General features: G+C 66.7%; 13 protein-coding genes and 1 pseudogene. 12 read left to right on the plus strand and 2 right to left on the minus strand.

The genetic code is table 11. The features are described from left to right. Positions 1-325: 325 nt before the first annotated feature. Positions 326-1,909, minus strand: a complete 1,584-nt coding sequence (locus tag QTI17_RS27760) for an MFS transporter (protein ID WP_286536889.1) — start codon at positions 1,907-1,909, stop codon at positions 326-328. A 902-nt stretch (positions 1,910-2,811) separates the two neighbouring features. Here QTI17_RS27760 and QTI17_RS27765 point away from each other — a divergent pair. From QTI17_RS27765 to QTI17_RS27810, 10 genes are all read left to right on the plus strand, one after another. Continuing rightward, a complete protein-coding gene (locus QTI17_RS27765) occupies positions 2,812-3,981 on the plus strand; it encodes an ABC transporter substrate-binding protein (protein ID WP_286536890.1) in 1,170 nt (389 codons plus the stop codon). 20 nt (positions 3,982-4,001) lie between these two features. After that, entirely contained in the window at positions 4,002-5,837 is a 1,836-nt protein-coding gene (locus tag QTI17_RS27770; RefSeq protein WP_286536891.1) for an ABC transporter permease, read from the plus strand. Positions 5,838-5,860: 23 nt separating this feature from the next. Beyond that, on the plus strand, positions 5,861-6,439 hold the full coding sequence (locus tag QTI17_RS27775) for an OsmC family protein (RefSeq protein WP_286536892.1): 579 nt from the start codon (positions 5,861-5,863) through the stop codon (positions 6,437-6,439). Next, positions 6,423-7,271, plus strand: coding sequence for an ABC transporter ATP-binding protein (locus tag QTI17_RS27780; RefSeq protein WP_286536893.1), 849 nt, complete (start codon positions 6,423-6,425; stop codon positions 7,269-7,271). The genes QTI17_RS27775 and QTI17_RS27780 overlap by 17 nt, the downstream gene beginning before the upstream one ends. Continuing rightward, on the plus strand, positions 7,268-8,122 hold the full coding sequence (locus QTI17_RS27785; RefSeq protein ID WP_286536894.1) for an ABC transporter ATP-binding protein: 855 nt from the start codon (positions 7,268-7,270) through the stop codon (positions 8,120-8,122). Before QTI17_RS27780 ends, QTI17_RS27785 begins: the two co-directional genes overlap by 4 nt. Positions 8,123-8,134: 12 nt before the next feature. Beyond that, on the plus strand, positions 8,135-9,019 hold the full coding sequence (locus QTI17_RS27790) for a VOC family protein (protein WP_286536895.1): 885 nt from the start codon (positions 8,135-8,137) through the stop codon (positions 9,017-9,019). 35 nt (positions 9,020-9,054) lie between these two features. Continuing rightward, positions 9,055-10,131 carry a putative FMN-dependent luciferase-like monooxygenase gene (locus tag QTI17_RS27795; protein ID WP_286536896.1) on the plus strand — a complete coding sequence of 359 codons (1,077 nt, stop codon included), beginning with the start codon at positions 9,055-9,057 and terminating at the stop codon, positions 10,129-10,131. Then, positions 10,128-10,778, plus strand: a complete 651-nt coding sequence (locus QTI17_RS27800) for a CMD domain protein (RefSeq protein ID WP_286536897.1) — start codon at positions 10,128-10,130, stop codon at positions 10,776-10,778. Before QTI17_RS27795 ends, QTI17_RS27800 begins: the two co-directional genes overlap by 4 nt. Beyond that, positions 10,775-11,389 carry an alkylhydroperoxidase domain protein gene (locus QTI17_RS27805; protein ID WP_286536898.1) on the plus strand — a complete coding sequence of 205 codons (615 nt, stop codon included), beginning with the start codon at positions 10,775-10,777 and terminating at the stop codon, positions 11,387-11,389. Before QTI17_RS27800 ends, QTI17_RS27805 begins: the two co-directional genes overlap by 4 nt. Before the next feature lie 105 nt (positions 11,390-11,494). Further along, positions 11,495-12,136, plus strand: a complete 642-nt coding sequence (locus QTI17_RS27810; RefSeq protein WP_286536899.1) for a peroxiredoxin — start codon at positions 11,495-11,497, stop codon at positions 12,134-12,136. A 139-nt stretch (positions 12,137-12,275) separates the two neighbouring features. Here QTI17_RS27810 and QTI17_RS27815 read toward each other — a convergent pair whose 3' ends face one another. Further along, positions 12,276-13,298, minus strand: coding sequence for an SGNH/GDSL hydrolase family protein (locus QTI17_RS27815; protein WP_286536900.1), 1,023 nt, complete (start codon positions 13,296-13,298; stop codon positions 12,276-12,278). 327 nt (positions 13,299-13,625) lie between these two features. Here QTI17_RS27815 and QTI17_RS27820 point away from each other — a divergent pair, with 327 nt between their 5' ends. Further along, positions 13,626-16,793 (plus strand): hypothetical protein, encoded by a 3,168-nt coding sequence (locus tag QTI17_RS27820; RefSeq protein WP_286536901.1) that lies wholly within the window; start codon positions 13,626-13,628, stop codon positions 16,791-16,793. 205 nt (positions 16,794-16,998) lie between these two features. Next, positions 16,999-17,293 (plus strand): annotated as a pseudogene (locus tag QTI17_RS27825) (transposase); the annotation flags it as partial. Positions 17,294-17,409: the final 116 nt, after the last annotated feature.

The raw sequence follows: 17,409 nt of genomic DNA on the forward strand, positions 1-17,409 counted from the left end.
AATGGGCCGCAATTGTTGCGGCATCGGCCCCATCCCGCGCGGTGCATCCGGCCTAACGACGAGATAGGGCCCATGGCCTGCACGCCCGCTTGAGCCGGTCGACGGGATACCACTTTGGTCCGACCTGCATACACCGTGCATCTCTTCCCGACCACCGGAGAGTCCGGTGAGCCATTGACGCGCCCTCCAGGCTGGCTCCGTGCGCACTCTGGAATGACAAGCGGTGGGCTGCGGGAAGGAGGTCTGTGCCCCGCGCGGTGACCTTCGCCAGCGGGCGGGGGTGCTGGCATCGGCAGTTTCGCAAGCCATGCTCCAATCGGCCGCTTCAGCGCTCTGCGATGTAGTGCTGGGTCGTTACTGTCTCGCCTTCGCGCAAGAACACCCGTACGCGAGCTTCGGCTTCCTGATCGGCCAGCGTCGCTCGGGCGCGCTGATGAAGGTATTCGGCCCACGAAGAAACGATGAAGCGTTCGATATAGCGCGATGGGTCACCGAGGTCGCGATAGACGCGCCAGAGCGTGGCGCCGTCGCGCCGCCGCGAGGCGCGCAGTTGAGTCACGGCGTTCAGGAACTCATCGGCCTCGCCTGCACGGATGCAGTAGCAGATTTCCACCGACACCGGGCCGTCTCCCGGCAACGGCTGATTCTTGATCAGGAGATCGTTCCAGAGCGCGACGGGCGTGACCTCCTCCGAAGCGCCCATTCGCAACGGCAACCAGCGCGCGAGAAACACACCGCCAGCCATGACGACCGCCGCCATGCTCAGGGCGATCGCCAGCCCGGCGATGCCGGACACGGCACCCCAGAAGGCCGAGCCGAGGGCAAAGGAACCCAGTGCACTGAGCGTGTGCAGCGCCACGGCGCGTGAACGGACCCAGGGCGGCGCGCTGGACTGCGTCGCGGTATTGAAGGTGGCCATCACCGCCATCCAGGCTGCGCCGCCGATGGCCAGCGCCGCGAAGACGATGATCGGTATGTGCACGTACGCCGCGATGACCATCACGGCCGCGAAAATCATGCACCCCCATGCAACGAGGCGCTCGAGTCCGAGGCGCGCACGCAGTCGGCCGAGGACCAGGCCCGCAAGCACCGCGCCTGTCCCCAAACATCCCATAAGGAAACCGAAGCCGGTGGCGCCCAGATTCAATTGTTGCGACGCGATGGCCGGCAGCAAAGCCCACAGGGCCGAACCCGCACCGCTATAGGCCACGGTACGAAGCAACTGCGCCAGGATGACCGGCGAATATCTTGCATAGCGCAAACCGGCAAGGGTCCCGCTCCAGAGGCGCTCTGCCGGCAGCGGGGACTTCGGATGGGGAGCCGGGGGCCAGCGCCGCAGTGCTTGCATCATCACCAGGACGCTCATGGCGGCAACCACGAACACCCAGCCCGCGCCCCACCATGCAAACACGAAACCCGCGATCGACGGGCCCAACGCCCGTGCGCTGTTCCAGGCGATGGACATCGCCGTGATGGCTTGCGGCATGTCCTCGCGCGGCACGGTGTCGGCCAGGCTGGTGTTCCAGGCTGGCGACATCAACGCGGTGCAGCAGCCGGCGCAAAACGTGAACAGCAACAGGGTCCCAGGGCCCGCCCATCGCGCCAGTGCGAGCAGAGACAGGACGAGGACGATGGCCACCTGAACGGCGAGTGATCTCAGAATCAGCCTTCGCCGGTCCGTGATGTCTGCCAGCACGCCTGCGGGCAGCGCAAGCAGAAACATCGGCAGGAACACGGCGGTCTGTACGAGCGCCGCGAGGAAGGAGGAGCCGGTCAGTTCCACCATCAGCCATGAGGCCGCCATGACCTGCATGGCGTTCCCGGTGAAGTAGATGGCGCTCCCGCTCCATAGCCCGCGGAAAGCGGGCAGACGCAACGGGGACCAGATGGAATGAGATGCGACCGACATGGAAGGGTTTTCGCCCGATTATGGGTGGGGTGCTGGTCGTCTTGTCGCGGGCGCCGATGAGGGGCGGCGTTTGAAGCCTGCTTGTTGACCGGTCGAACCGCCGGGAGTTCGAGCCAAACAGGCCGTATTGGGGCCAAGCGCTGGAATCGCGTGGCCAGGCTGAGGGCGACCATGCCCGTCAATCCGCGAGGCCGCCCACGCCGCTGGCCTAGAGAAGCCAATCCGACAATATCCGCAACGTCGGGCGCACGGGCGCTCGCGCGCGGCCAATGAGTATGCGACGCTCAATATCAGACACGCTCCAGGGTTCGCCGATAGAGTTCATGTCGGGTCCCATGGTCGAGTCCCCGCTGGCCGACGACAATGGACCGCCACGCCGGAACGCTGGGCCATGAGTTCGTCGTTCGCGAAGCTCCAGCCATGCCGCCAATCCGCGCGCGTTCGGCATGGAGCGCTTTTCTCTCGGTGGCGTTGTGCGGCGATAGCTTGGCGATCGCGCCCGGTGGCAGGTGTTCGACCAGTCGATCCTGGGAACGGCATAGTCCGTGCCGGGCCCGACTACTTTCACGTGCCGCGGCATGCGTGATGGGGCCGCTCGGGAGGCAGTGACCGCCGCTCCTAAGGTGGCAAAGGCCCTAGAGGCTGCTGCGAAGGCCACCAAAAAGGCCGCCGGCAGGGCGACTAAGTCGCAAGCTACCACCAAGACCCACAGCGCGGGAACGTCTGCCAGCGCTACCACCCGTGTATTGGCATCCGCCCTGTCGCGCGATCGACGGCACACATGCGCGCTACCTCCTCACGCCATATGCGTTTTCCGATGAAAGTTGCGCTCATTTCTTCGTTCCCAAACGTAGTCTGGCCATCGAAGAATCGGCGTCTTTCGTTGCCCTGGAGCGCACCGCATGTTGCACCGTCAATCCTTTCTTCGCCTCGCAGCCGCGTTTCTGCTGGCCCCCATCGTCGCCTCGGCGGCACCGGCTGCCGGCGAATCCGTGTGGTTCGGCGTCAGTGGCCCCCTGACCGGACAGAACGCGCAGTACGGCGCGCAGTGGAAGGCCGGCTTCGACCTTGCGCTGGAGGACGTCAATGCCAACGGCGGCATCAACGGCCGGCCCCTGGCCTATGTGTTCGAGGACAGCCAGAGCGATCCTCGGCAGGCCGTCGGCCTGGCGCAGAAATTCGTGAACGACAAGCGCATTCAGATCGAGTTGGGCGACTTTTCCAGTCCGGCGTCGATGGCTGCATCGCCGATCTACCAGCGTGCAGGCCTCGTGCAGTTGGGCTTCACCAACTCGCACCCTGATTTCACGAAGGGCGGCGACTACGTCTGGAGTCCGTCCATCAGTCAGGCCGATGCGCAGCCGCTGCTGGCCGATCTTGCAGTCAAGACATTGGGATTCAAGCGCGTCGCGGTGCTGTTTCTCAACACCGATTGGGGCCGCACGAGCCGCGACGTTTTCGTGAAGGCGGCAGAAGCACGCGGCGCGGAAGTCGTCATCGCGGAAGGCTATCAGCCGGACGAGAAGGATTTCCGCTCGACGCTGGTGCGCGTTCGCGATGCCAAGCCGGACGGCCTGGTGCTGATCTCGTACTACCCGGACGGCGCACTCATCGCCGGACAGGTGCGCAACGTGGGCCTGACGCAACCCATTGCAGCGAGTGGCTCGGTCTATTCGCCCAAGTTCATCGAACTCGGCGGCGCCGCCGTGAACGGGATCTACACCAACACGGCATTCTTCCCGGACGAGCCGCGCGCCGAGGTGCAAGACTTCGTCAAGCGCTTCCGCGCGAAGTATGGCAAGGAGCCGGATGCCTTCAACGCCTATGCCTACGACGCCGTCGTCATCGCGGCGGCGGCCTTGCGTGAAGCGGGCCCGAATGGCGACCGCAAGGCAGTGCGCGATGCCTTCTACAAGATCAAGGACGTGCCGAGCGTGGTCTTCGGCAAGGCCAACTTCGATCCGCAGACGCGCCGCGTGATCGGCGTGAAAAGCGTCGACCTCGTCGTGAAGGACGGCAAGTGGGCGCTCGGCGACGCGAAGATCAAGGCGGCCGTCGCCTCTGTTCGTTGAGCGCGGAGCCTGTCGTCCTGATGCATTCCTCGTTCATTTCGTTCTTCGACTACACGGTCAACGGTCTGATCATCGGCAACATCTATGCGCTGCTGGCGGTCGGGCTGGCGCTGATCTTCGGCGTCTCGCACCTCATCAACTTCGCGCACGGGTCCGTCTACACGATCGGGGCCTACATCGGCTGGGCCTCGATCACCTTTCTGCGCACGCCGCTGCCGCTCACGATCGTGCTGGTGGTGCTGGGCTCGGGCGCGCTCGGCATGCTGATCGAGCGCGTCGGCCTGCGTCCGCTGCAGGGGGCCGCGCGCATCGCCCCGCTGCTCGCGACCATCGGCATCAGCTTCGTGCTCGACATCCTGGTGCAGCTCATCGCGAGCCCGGACCCGCGTTCGCTGCCGACGCAGTTGCCCGACTGGCGCTTGCATATCGGCACCGGCACCGTCGGTGCGCTGGACCTCCTGATCGCCGGCATCGGCCTGGGCAGCGCGGCACTTCTGTTCGGGTTCCTTCGCTTCACCAGGCTGGGTTGGGCGGTGCGCGCCACCGCGCAGGACCGGGACGCCGCGCAGCAGATGGGCGTCGATGTGAACCGCGTGAACCAGAGCGTGTTCGCCATCGCTTCCGCGCTGGGCGGCCTGTCAGGCCTGCTGGTGGGCATGTATTACAACAACATCAGCCCTGCCATGAGCTTCCAGGCCACGCTGAAGGGCGTCGTGGCGACGGTGGTCGGCGGTGTGGGGAACGTTCCGGGCGCCATCGTCGGCAGCATGCTGCTCGGCCTGACGGAGAGCTATGGCGTTGCCCTGTTCGGAACCCCCTACCGCAATCTCTTCGCCTTTGTCCTGCTGCTGCTGATCCTGGTGTGGAAGCCCAACGGGCTGTTCGGCCGCAACCGCGTGTTGCCGCCGGAGCCGCTCACCGGGACTTTCATCGCTCCGAGCAAGCCCTGGCGCGTGCCGGCCTGGCTCCTGGCGGCGCTCTTCGTGGCGGCGGCGGTGCTGCCGCTCTTCGACCCGTCGCCCTACCTGCTGCAGACCCTGACCAACTCCTGGCTTTACGCGGCATTGGCGCTGAGCCTCACCCTGGTGGCCGGCACGATCGGCCAGATTTCCCTGGGACACGCCGGCTTGCTCGCCATCGGCGCGTACGCGTCTTCGCTGCTCGTGCTCGATCTGCACCTGCCGGTGGGCACCAGCATCGTTCTTGCGGGACTCATGACCGCGGCGATCGGCACCGCGCTGATCTTTCCGGCATTCCGCCTGCGCGGGCACTACGTGTCGATCGCGACGCTGGGCATCGGCGAGATCGTGGCGCTCACCATCCTGAACTGGGAAAGCCTGACGCGCGGCCCCATCGGCGTCTCGGGGATTCCGCCGCTCTCGCTGTTCGGCCGGGACGCCTCTTCGAACAGTGCCTTCTACTGGGCCGCATTGGGCGCCATGGTGCTGCTTGCGCTGCTGCAGTGGCGGCTGCTGCGTTCGCATCTGGGGCGCACGTTCCGGGCGGTGCGCGAGGACGAGGTCGCGGCGCGCGCCTATGGCGTCAGCCCCGACCGCTACAAGGCGCTGGCCTTCGGATTCGGCGGCTTCGCAGCCGGCATCAGTGGCGCCTTCACGGCGCACCTCTACTCCTACATCAACCACGAGACCTTCACCTCGCAGATCTCCATCCTCGCGTTGACGATGGTGATCCTCGGCGGCCTCGGCAACATCAGCGGTGCCTTGCTCGGTGCCGTGGCACTGGTCAGCTTGCCCGAGCTGTTCCGCATCACGGCCGAGTACCGCATGCTGATCTACGGCATCGCACTGCTGCTCCTCATCCGCTTCCGCCCGCAGGGATTGCTGGGCACCGTCTGAATCCATCACACAGGACACGCACCATGAGCCAACTCAACGACTACCTTGCCGAGAAGCGCGCCGCCGTGCTCGCGCGCAATGCCGCCATCGAGGCCGGCAGCGCACAGCCGCTCCAGCTCAAGGCCCATGTGCGCGCCGAAGGCCGCAGCGGCGTGCGCCGCCTGCGCATCCGGGATCACCAGGTCATCAGCGACAGTCCGCCCGATTTCGCGGGCTACAACCTCGGGCCGAGTTCGCCGGAACTGCAGCTCGGCGTGCTCGGCACCTGCGTCACGCACATCTTCCTGATCCAGGCCGCGGAGCGGCAAGTTCCGCTGGAAAGCCTCGAAGTCGAGGTGACCGGCATCATCGACCCGCGCGGCGGCAAGCCGGGGCACGAGCAGACGCCGATCTGGCCCCACGAGATCGGCTACACGGTGCACATCGATTCACCGGCGAGCCGCGAAGAGATCGATGCGCTGTTCGCGGCCGTCGAGCGCAATTGCCCGATCCTCAACCTGCTGCGCAATCCGCAGTCGATCCGTGCCGAGGTCAAGCTGGTCAATTCGAAGGCCGACGCCGCGAATGCCGGCCGGAAGGAAGCGGATGCCCTCGCTGCTTGAGATCGCCGGATTGACGCGACGCTTCGGCGGTCTCACCGCGGTCAATGCGGTCGACCTGCAGTTGGGCGAGGGCGAACTGGTCAGTGTGATCGGACCCAATGGCGCGGGCAAGACGACCCTGTTCAACCTCGTGACCGGCCTCGACCAGCCCGACGCGGGCTTGGTGCAATTCGATGGCGAGGAGATCACCGGCTGGCCGGCGACGCGGCTCGCGGAGCGCGGTCTCGCGCGAACCTTCCAGCACGGGCGTGTGTTCGCCAACCTCACGGTGCTCGACAACGTGCTGGTCGGCGCCCACACGCGGCTGCGCGCTGTGAAGCCGCGCATGGGGGGCGTGCCGGGCGTGGCGGCACTGGCCGAACTCGCACTGGCGTTGGTGCAGCCGCCCTCGGTCACGCGCGAGGAGAAAACACTGCGCGAAGAGGCGCTCGCGATCATCGCGCTCTTCGGCGAGCGGCTCGCGCCGCGCATCGACCATCCGGCGTACAGCCTCTCGTACGCGAACCGGCGCCGGGTGGAAATCGCACGTGCGCTGGCGTCGAAGCCACGCCTGCTTCTGCTCGACGAGCCCACGGCCGGCATGAACGAGAGCGAGACTGTCGAGATGCTCGAAATCATCCGCACGCTCAAGGCGCGCGGCCAGACCATCCTGTTGATCGAGCACAAGCTCGACCTCGTGATGCAGCTTTCGGATCGCGTCGTGGTGCTCGACGACGGCAGCAAGATCGCCGAAGGCCTGCCGGAAGCGGTGCGCAACGACGCGCGGGTGATCGAGGCCTACCTGGGTCATCGTCACGTCGGCAGCGCGCTGCCAGAGGCGGTGGCAGGATGAGCGCGCTCGCCTCGACGGTCGCCCGCACGGGTTTGGCGCCGACATCCGGTTGGGGCGGAAACCGGGACGAGGGCGCGTCTCTGCCGTCCGCCCGGTCGCAAGGCGAGGGCGGCCGGCACGCGCTGCTCGAACTGAAGCAGATCAACAGTTTCTACGGCCCCGTGCAGGCGCACTTCGATCTCGACCTCGAAGTGCGCCCCGGCCAGATCGTGAGCCTGCTCGGCGGCAACGCCAGCGGCAAGTCGACCACGATGAAGGTCGTGCTGGGGTTGCTCAAGCCGCGCTCGGGCCAGCTGCGTTTCGACGGGCAATCGATCCTCGGCCTCGGCACGCCCCAGGTGATCCGGCGCGGCATCGGTTCGGTGCCGGAGGCGCGCCGCCTGTTCCCGGCGATGACCGTGCGCGAGAACCTGCTCATGGGCGCCTACGCACGCAACGACCGCAAGGCCGTGTCGGAAGACCTCGGCCGCATGCTCGAACTCTTCCCGCGCGTGGCCGAACGCATCGATTTCCAGGCCGGCACCCTGTCGGGCGGCGAGCAGCAGATGGTGGCGATGGCGCGTGCGCTCATGGGCCGGCCCAAGCTGCTCTGCATGGACGAGCCGACGATGGGCCTGTCGCCGCTGTATGTGGACAAGGTGCTGGAACTCATCGTCCGCATCAACGGGCAGGGCGTCTCGGTCTTCATGGTCGAGCAGAACGCGAGCCTGGCGCTGCAGATCGCGCACTACGGCTATGTGCTGCAGACCGGGCGCATCGTGCTGCAGGGCTCCGCCAGGGAGCTGCTGGCCGACACGCGCATCCGCGACGCCTACCTCGGGGGCGGCGACGCTGCCCGCACCGCCTCCTGAAAGACCCGTCTCATGACACTTCAACTCGACCACATCGTCATTGCCGTCAACGACCTCGAAGCGAGCATCGACGACTACACGGCGCTCGGATTCAACGTGCAGCGCGGCGGCGACCATCCGGGGCGGACGACGCACAACGCGCTGGTGGTCTTTGCCGACGGCAGCTACTTCGAGCTGATCGCGTGGAAGGCCCGGGCTCCCGGAGAACGCTGGTGGCAAGTCCTTCAGCGCCACGGCGAAGGCATCGTGGACTTCGCCCTGCTGCCGCAGAACACCGCCGAGACCGTGAAGGCAGCCGCCCGCCGCGGCCTCGTGCTGGACGGCCCGCTCGACGGCGGACGCGTGCGGCCCGATGGCGAGCGCCTGCGCTGGCAGACGGCGCGGCCGCCGTCACCGGATCTTCCCTTCCTGTGCGGCGACATCACGCCGCGCAACCTTCGCGTGCCGGAAGGCGATGCCCGCGTGCACCCCAATGGCGCCACGGGCGTGGCCAGCCTGTCGATCGCGGTGCGCGATCTCGATGCCACGCTGGCGCGCTACAGGGCGCTGCTCGGGGACCCGGAAGCGGCCGGTTCGGCGCGCGTCGGCGGCGCAGTCACATTGCCAGGGGGACGCTCGAGACTGGCGCTGATCGAGCTCGGCAACAGCACGCTGGTGCTTTCTTCGACGCGCGGCGCACAGGAACGTGAAGACCTGGAGGGCGAGGGCGCCGACCCGATCGGCGCGCGGCTCGCCCTGAACGGGGAAGGACCCTTCGCCGTCGTGCTTCGGACTTCGCTGGCCGGTGCGCCCCTGTCGCCAGACCTGGCGCGCACGCACGGCGCGAGCATCGAGTTCGACGGGCACGGCGAATCGCCACGCAGGCACGAGGCTTCGGCCCGTCCCGCCTTCCTTTGACGCCAGACGATCCGCAGTCCAGGAGACCTCCCATCTTGTCTTCGCCTTCTCTCGCCCCCGCGGCGGCGCCGACGAAAAGGCGCCTTGGCTTCTTCAGCCGTCTTCTCGACGACGCGCCGGCCGCCGAACGCTATCGGCTGGTCGCCGAGCAGATCGCCCATGCCGAGGCCTTCGGATTCGATTCCGCCTGGGTGGCGCAACACCACTTCCACGAGGCCGAGGGCGGGCTGCCGTCACCTTTCGTCTTCCTGGCCCATGTGGCGGCGCGCACCCGTCGGATTCGCCTGGGCACGGGCGTCGTGACGCTTCCGCTGGAGAACGCCGTGCGCGTCGCCGAGGATGCGGTGGTGTTCGACCTGATGTCGGGCGGTCGACTCGAATTCGGCGTCGGAACCGGCGGAACGCCTTCGTCCTTCACTGCATTCGGACTTTCGAGCGAGGCGCGTGCGGAAGTCTTCGCGCGCCACCTGGCGCTGGTGCGCGACGCATGGGCCGGACGCCCGTTGCCCGGTGGCGACCATCTCTATCCCTCGTCCCCGCAGTTGCTCGACCGGGTCTGGCAGGCGACCTTTTCCGAGGGTGGCGGCATTCGGGCGGGGGAGGCCGGTGACGGGCTGATGCTTTCGCGCACCCAGCCTCGGCCCGGCGCTGACCCTCGCGCATCGCTGGCCGAACTCCAGGATCCCATCATCGACGCGTATCTCGAACGGCTGCCCGCAGGCCGCGCGCCGCGCATCATGGGCTCCCGCTCGGTGTTCGTCGCCGACGACCGTGCAGAGGCGCTTCGGCTGGCCGAGCGCGGCCTGCGCCGCAGCGTCGCGCGCTTCGGCGACCCGAGCCGTCCCGGCGCGGACGCCTCGCTGCAAGAGCTGATTGCCGGCTACGACGTCCACGTCGGCACCGTCGAAGACGTCATCGCCTCGCTCAGCGCCGACCGCGTGCTCGATCGGGTGACCGACATCGTGTTCCAGGTGCATTCCGTCGATCCGCCGCATCCACTCATTCTTCGCTCCATCGAACTCATCGCCACCCGGGTCGCACCGGCCCTTGGCTGGTCGCGGCAGGAGTCGTCACCAGCAGCCCACAAACCAACCCAAGCGCTTGCCGCATGACCACCCACACACCGACACCCGACGTGATCGACCAGCTGTCCGGCATCGCGCCGGGCCATCCGCTCGACGCGATACGCGCAGCGCGCGCGCAAGCGCGCATCCACAGTCAGCAAAGCTACCTGGCCTTGTTCGAGCCTCGGTTGCTCGCCGCGGGCGACTTCACCTCGGAGGAGCGATTCGCGATCGCCACTTTCGTGACGGCCGTGCAGGGGCAAGCGCAGGCCAGCCGCTTCTACGCGGGCGGCGTCACCCGGCAGGATGCCTCACGGCGCTTGACCGATGCCCTGGCCGTCGAGGCCGCAGCCGGTACTGCCGCGGGGCCCTACGGCCGGTTCCCGGCGGGAACGTTGAGCAGGGAGGACGCGCCGGGGCCGTCCTGGCGGGTCAGCGACGCGGGGAGGACCATCCTCGGAGCGCGCCTGTCTGCCGCGCTGGAGCATGCGCACCTTCTCGTGTTCCATCCGAGGGATGCCGGCGCGCAGGACTTGCAGGCCCTGCTCGATGCAGGCTGGTCTCCGACGGACATCGTGACCTTGTCGCAACTTGTGGCGTTCCTCGCGTTCCAGGTGCGCCTGGTGACGGGCCTCCAGGTGCTGGCGGAACATCCGGCCCCAGTGGTTTCGAAGCAGGAGCCGTTGGCATCATGACGCTCGCGACATTGAAACACCCGGGCAACATCGCGCCCAACGCGTTCACGCAGGACGAGCTCGATTGGCTTCCGTGGCTGCCGCCGCTGCCCGAGACTGAACTGACCGACCGGCATTGGGCGGGGCTGGTGGACGCATCACGCGCGAAGTCGCCGTACTTCATGCTGCTGGCGCGCGACCCGGACATCCTCGGTGCCCGAACGCGCACCGACAAGGACATCTTCTACAACCCGGAAGCGGGCCTGCCGCGCGCCGAACGCGAACTGGCAGCCGCCGCGACCTCGCGGCACAACGGGTGCATCTATTGCGCATCGGTGCATGCGCGCTTCGCGTCGCACTTCTCCGGTCGCAGGGGCGACGTGCAGCGCTTGCTGGAGCAAGGCGTGGGCACCGGAATCGACGAACGCTGGGACGCGATCGTCGAGGCGTCGGTGGCATTGACGTCGACACCGATCGCCTTCGGTCCGGCCCATGTGGCGCGGCTGCGTGCAGCAGGCCTGGACGATCTCGCGATCTCGGACGTCATCCATGGCGCCGCATTCTTCAACTGGGCGAACCGGCTCATGCTCTCGCTTGGAGAGCCTGCAGCAAGGGGTGAACCTCGCTCCTGAAGCCGCACATATGCGCAATCCCGATACCGAAAGAACAAGACATTCCTTGGGGCCGCTCGTGGGGCTCCACAGAATCGGTTCGTTCATCATCTTTCCGGAGCCTTCATGACGACCTTGCGACTCGGCGACACCGCCCCCAATTTCACCCAGGACTCCAGCGAAGGCGAGATCGACTTCTACCGCTGGGCCGGCGACTCGTGGGTGGTGCTGTTCTCGCACCCCGCCGATTTCACGCCCGTGTGCACCACCGAACTCGGCAAGACCGCGGCTTTGTCGGGCGAGTTCGCCCGGCGCGGCGTGAAGCCGATCGCGGTCAGCATCGATCCGGCGGACAAGCACAAGCAATGGATCGGCGACATCAACGAGACGCAGGACACCACCGTCGACTTTCCAATCCTGGCCGACCCCGACCGCAAGGTGGCCGACCTCTACGACCTGATCCACCCGAACGCCTCGACCACGGCCACCGTCCGCAGCGTCTTCGTGATCGATCCGAAAAAGGTGATCCGCACCACCATCACCTATCCGGCGAGCACCGGGCGCAACTTCGACGAGATCCTGCGCGTGATCGACTCGCTGCGACTGACCGACAGCCACAAGGTGGCGACACCGGTGAACTGGAAGGACGGCGACGACGTCGTGATCCTCCCGAGCCTGCAGGACCCGGCCGAGCTGGCCGAGCGCTTTCCGAAGGGCTTCAAGGCGATCCGGCCCTACCTGCGCATCACGCCGCAGCCGAACCGCTAGCCGTCCGGCAGCGAAGGGAACATGATCTCGCTGGCCGCACGCTGCGCTTCCTCGGCTCGCTTGGCTCCCAAGCTTCTAGCGCCTTCTGGATCGCAGGCGCGATCGGAGCCGGGTTGATCTGGCCTTCGTGCGGCATCGATCATGCGATGGCAGCCGATCCTCCACCGAGCGCGGTGCTCTGGTTGCTGGTGGGCAGAGGATCCTGTAGATCGCCCGCCGCCGGTGACCATCCCAGCGCTTTCGCAATCTCGACTTCCCAGCGGTTCGTGGCCAGCTTGGCGAACCCACGCTCGGTCGGATGGATCTCGTCGAGCCAGTCGTTGGAAGCCTGCCTCGTCTGGGGATCGGCAGGCGTCAGCAGGCCGCGTTGGTCGATGACGTGGACATTCGGCGCACCGGCGAAGGCAAGCTGCAGCTGCCGATTCAGTTCGTCGACGATGGCGTCGGCGACGGATCTCATTTCGACGTCAGTCAATCCCGCGGCCAGCAGCGAGGGATAGAGCCAAGGGCCGCGGCCGATCTTGGTGCCCGCAAAGATCGTCGCGCCGGCCGGACGAGGCTGCAGGTAGTCGTAGCCGTGCAGGAAGATGGGCGCCTTCCGCGTGACCGGGTCCTGGGCGTCGTCGCGTATGTCGACGAAGCGCTGGATGCTCGTGATGACGTCCCGGAAGAAGGCCGTGTAGCTGGCTGGGGTGGCCAGGCCTTCGAGGTCGCTGGCGGAGAGACGGGACGTCAGCCCCGCCCTCTGCAGCCCCTTGTTGTCGAACAGGTCGGAAAACAGGTTCTTGAGATCGTTGCCGCCGGCGGACAGCAGGATCGCCTTGAAGGGGAAGAGCCTGAACATTTCCCGCGTCCGGCTCGCCTGCCAGCCTCGGACCATGTCGCGTGCCTCGTCGCCAATGTGCGCGACATCGACGACGCCGGCGACATAGGGTGTGCGGATCTCTTCGAGGAGATTGGTTCCTTCGCTCGGGATCGGGGTGAACTTGTCGAACCACGAGTCGCCTTCGGCGTAGACGAGGCAGTCCAGGGCGAGCTGGGTCATGGCCTTGATGACCACGGACGTGTCGGCGCCGACCGTGTCGATGCGAACCATGCGGCGCCAGGTCTTGCTCGCGAGTCCCTGGTTGCTCAGGGCGGAGTATTGGGTGATCACAGCCATGACGGTGCCTCCTCGCGTTGCACACTAGTGCGCGCGTGCGGCGGCGGCATCCTCCGGATGGAGGATTGCCAAGCGCTGAACAAAACAGGTTGAATTGTCGAGGCCGGGGCGCAGGACCCGACGACTGGAGGTCGTGATGAGCGCAGTGATCGAGGAGCTGGAAAGGGCCCACGCCGCAGACGCCGACCAGGACGCACCGGTCGAGACCGTCGATGACGGAGGCGGAGGCAGAGGTGCCTCGGACCGAACCCGCTCTCTGCCCGGGTCGGCGATTCGACCGGTTTTTCCTTCGCATCGCTCTCCTGGCTCGCGGCCGGCTGCGGGATCGTGGCATTGGTACTCTTTGCGCTGCAGAAGGCACTGAAGCTGCCGTCGGGCTATGGCATCGAGGATCTGATAGGGTGGTCGACCACATCCACGGTGCTTGCCGCAGTACGCAACTGGTGCCTCCCCGTTTCCGAGCGTTGGCCGGCCGCCGCGGCATATGTCCTGCTCGACACGGCGCTGTTCACGCCCCTCTACGGGGCGCTGATCTTGGCTGCAGCGCGGGCGCTGGGCGGCGCGTTGCAGCAGGGCCGGCTGAAGTTCGCGTTGCTGCCGGTGAGCTGGATCGTTGTTTTCGTCCTTTGGGCGGTCGACGGAATCGAGAATTTCGGCGCCGTCGTGCGAATCGGCGTCGACGGCTGGGCCTTCCTCGCCAGCCTCGCGATGGCAGTCATCCTGTTCGCGATGTTCTGGCGGACGGTGACGGTGCCCCCGCGAAAGCAGAAGACCCACGCATGCCTGAACACGGTGGCGCTGCTGGTCGCCGTGGGCGCCGTGATGCTGGCGCTGACGCCCATCATGGTGGCGACGGTGGTGTGGTGGTTCGGGATGGATCTCGACCTGCATGACAAGGAACAGGAAGAGATGTCGGAGCGCCGCGCCGCTTGGCGATCGGGTGTGATGGGCATCGTCGGCCGGACCCGCTACATCCTGCTGCTGCTGGGCCTGTTCGCCGCGTTCACGCTGGCGCTCGACCAATGTCGGGACGTCCTGCTGGCGCTTGCAGGACCCCTGGGCAACCAGGAAAAGCCTTCGCCGCCCGGCACGGGCGCGTGGAGCTTCGCGGTGTTGGTGATCGGGGCCGTGTCCGTCGGCATGCTGGCCTACTCCAGTTGGCTGTGGACCCGGCTCGTGGGAATGGTCGAGCGTCCGGGGCTCGCACTCCCGGGCGGCAAGGATGTCTACAGGCAGGTGGGCGAGTTTGCGAGAGGATGGGCGCGGGCGATGTCGTTGGTGCCGCTGGTCATGTTCTGCGTGCTCGTCGCGCACACTGCCGGCGATGCGGCCGCGGCGGCGCGGGCGGGCCGGGGTACGCTTGCCGACCGCGGTCTTTTCGTGACCTTCGTGTACCTCGGCCTGTTCGCGATGGCCGCGATCGCGAGCGGTCTTGCGTTCCTGGCGTTGCGCCGGAAGCTGTCGTTCAAGGATTCGCGCGACTACTACAACAGCGAATCGGACGTCTACATGCTGCTGCGCACGGGTACGATCATCAAGCCTCGGCATGACGACGACGGCATGGACGCGGGAGACCCGGCGCCGACAGGATGCCTGCACTTCATCCGCTCGAAGCTGGCGCCGTTGTTCAGGAGGCTCAAGCCGATCGCACGCCTGGTTCGCCCCTTGGTCCCGCTGACCAGGCCCATCGCGCTGCCGCTGGTGGCGCTCCTCCTGATGCTGGTCCTGCGTGCATGCATGGCATGGTGGCCGGATACCACTTCGCAGGCGCCGGCGACTTTCGCGTTGCTGTGTCTGGCTCTCGTCTGGTGGATGGGCGTGGTGGGCGCGATTTCGCTGGCCGAGCAGCGCCAGACCATTCCGTGGGGATTGGCCGTCCTGGGCGTCGTCGGCGTTCTGGGCCTGTTGAAGGTTGCGGACAACCACGTCATGCCGCTCAACACCCTCGCGGGGGTGGCCGACGCCACGCTCGCGACGCTGCGAAGAAACGGGCTGATGGTGACCGGCCTTCTTGCCGCGATGAGCGCGGTATTGTGGGGCGTGCTGCTCTACAGGCCTGCGACATCAAGGGAGGACCCGAGGGTACGTCCGTGGAAGCCCAATGAACGTCTGGGCCGTTCGCTGCTGGCTGTTGCGCTGGTCGCCGTGGTCGGCATCGGTCTTCACGTCATCGATCGGGATACGCGACCGCTGCTTCGTCCCACCGATCCCGTTCCCGCCAATCGAACTCTGGAGCGCGTGGTTGCCGAACGGGCTTCCTCGTTGAAGAACGTCGCGCCGACCAAGGCGGACCATCAGGTCTACCTGGTCGCCAGCGAGGGCGGCGGCATCCGGGCGGCATATTGGACTGCGCTGATTCTGGCCAAGCTCCATGATCGGCCGGGCATCGCCTCGTTTGACAGCCGAACCGTGGCGCTCAGTGGCGTGTCGGGCGGTGCGGTCGGGGAGGCCGTGTACGTCGCCTGCCTGTGCCAGACACCCGCCGGCGCTCCAGTCAGCCCATGCGTCAAGACACGCTTTGCGCGTCTCGATGCGTTGTCTCCCTTGCTGGGAGCCATGTTGTTCGAGGATGTGTTTGCCCGGACTATTCCGGTGTACAGGGCTGGCCAACCCTTGATCTGCAGCCAGCCCGGCTGCGGCTTCCTGAGCCGGGCGCTGGGCTTCGAGCGGGAATGGATGCGGCAGTTTCCCGCGCTGGCGGATTCGCTTGCGCCGTCGCATCCGAATCAGGCTGAGCCCGAGTTGATGCTCAACAGCACGTGGGTCGAATCGGGCAACCGCGCGACCTTGTCGACGATGCGGCTGAGTCCGCGCGAGACGCCGGGGAGCGAGGACGTGATCGCGGAGGTCGGGTCCCAGCCCAGTCTTATCACAGCGGCCCACGCAGCGGCGCGCTTTCCCTTCATCAATCCCCTCGGAGCGTTGGAGCCGGTGCCGATGCAGGAGCATCAAGGTTCGAGGGAGGTGATCGGTCACCTAGCGGACGGCGGATACCACGACAACAGCGGCGTGGAGAGTCTTTCGGACGTGTTTCGCTCCTTGAGCGACAAGTTGCCGCTGGGGTGGACGCCACAACTGGTGCTCATCCGTAACGGTCAGGTCGCGCCGAGCTGCGAGAAGCAGGGGTCCAGGGAGCCCAAGGAGCAGTGCCTGAGAGGCGAAGGATTCGATGAAGACTTGGCGCTGCCGCAGAAAAATGCCTCCTGGGGACTCTACGTGGACTTCCTGGGGCCTCCCGTGACCTTGCTGAACGTGTCGGGCATCGGCGCGCGAGGCAGGCAGGCGGTCGCCGCGATGGGTGCGGATCTGGCACCGACCAAGCCCTGGCTGCTGGATCAGACCACCGAGTCCACCTTGGTGCCGCTCGGCTGGTACCTGTCACCCGCCGCGCGGGAGGCGTTGGATCGCCAGGCGGAATGCGTCTTAAGGCTCGGACTCGATTGTGGAGCGTCGCGCCCGGCACTGCCGTCCGGCCCTCGGCCTGGCGCACCTTGATCCGGCTTCGCGACGTTGCGTCGTTGGTTAGTAGCTTTGAGCGCCAGATTCTGGAGCTTCCACTGAATTGCAGGCAAGGCGCTCAGGTGCGGCGGCCTCAGGTGGTCCCAGGCGGGCTCGCCGGTTGCCATAAATCGCTCCTACAGATCCGTGCGACCGAAGGACAATTATGTAATGTGTCAGCTGTCGCTGCCGCAGGGTAGGGCCACACCCAAGCCAAGTGGTGTTTGAAGCCATCGTCTATGTGCTGCGCACGGCTGCCAATGGAAGGCGCTGCCCGAGGCGCGCGTCGGCGGTGCAAGCGCCACTCACAAGCGGTTCCTCGAATGGGAGGCTGCAGGCTTCTTCGAAGCTCCGTGGAAAGCTGGACTTGGCGAGCACGACCAGATGCAGGGCATCGCCTGGCGCTGGCAGAGCGTCGACGGCGCGATGATGAAAGCGCCACTGGCACAAAAAGCCGTGGGCCCAACCCCACGGATCGAGGGAAGAAAGCAGCAAGCGCCCCGTCAACAGCAAGGTCATCTCCTCGATGCCCAATCCGGTGCAAATGCGCGCCGAGGCCACCCGGCCGACGCCGAACTGAGGCGACAGTCCAAGGCGACCTTGCGCGGCGAGC

Origin of the sequence: Variovorax sp. J31P179 (assembly GCF_030316985.1) — a bacterium.
GTDB classification, from domain to species: Bacteria; Pseudomonadota; Gammaproteobacteria; order Burkholderiales; family Burkholderiaceae_C; genus Variovorax; species Variovorax ginsengisoli_B.

Bases quoted from the DNA above. Each gene is read 5' to 3' on its own strand.
- QTI17_RS27775 (WP_286536892.1), top strand. From the start codon at position 5,861: ATGAGCCAACTCAACGACTACCTTGCCGAGAAGCGCGCCGCCGTGCTC.
- QTI17_RS27765 (WP_286536890.1), top strand. From the start codon at position 2,812: ATGTTGCACCGTCAATCCTTTCTTCGCCTCGCAGCCGCGTTTCTGCTG.
- QTI17_RS27810 (WP_286536899.1), top strand. From the start codon at position 11,495: ATGACGACCTTGCGACTCGGCGACACCGCCCCCAATTTCACCCAGGAC.
- QTI17_RS27800 (WP_286536897.1), top strand. From the start codon at position 10,128: ATGACCACCCACACACCGACACCCGACGTGATCGACCAGCTGTCCGGC.
- QTI17_RS27815 (WP_286536900.1), bottom strand. From the start codon at position 13,298: ATGGCTGTGATCACCCAATACTCCGCCCTGAGCAACCAGGGACTCGCG.
- QTI17_RS27760 (WP_286536889.1), bottom strand. From the start codon at position 1,909: ATGTCGGTCGCATCTCATTCCATCTGGTCCCCGTTGCGTCTGCCCGCT.
- QTI17_RS27805 (WP_286536898.1), top strand. From the start codon at position 10,775: ATGACGCTCGCGACATTGAAACACCCGGGCAACATCGCGCCCAACGCG.
- QTI17_RS27780 (WP_286536893.1), top strand. From the start codon at position 6,423: ATGCCCTCGCTGCTTGAGATCGCCGGATTGACGCGACGCTTCGGCGGT.
- QTI17_RS27770 (WP_286536891.1), top strand. From the start codon at position 4,002: ATGCATTCCTCGTTCATTTCGTTCTTCGACTACACGGTCAACGGTCTG.
- QTI17_RS27790 (WP_286536895.1), top strand. From the start codon at position 8,135: ATGACACTTCAACTCGACCACATCGTCATTGCCGTCAACGACCTCGAA.
- QTI17_RS27785 (WP_286536894.1), top strand. From the start codon at position 7,268: ATGAGCGCGCTCGCCTCGACGGTCGCCCGCACGGGTTTGGCGCCGACA.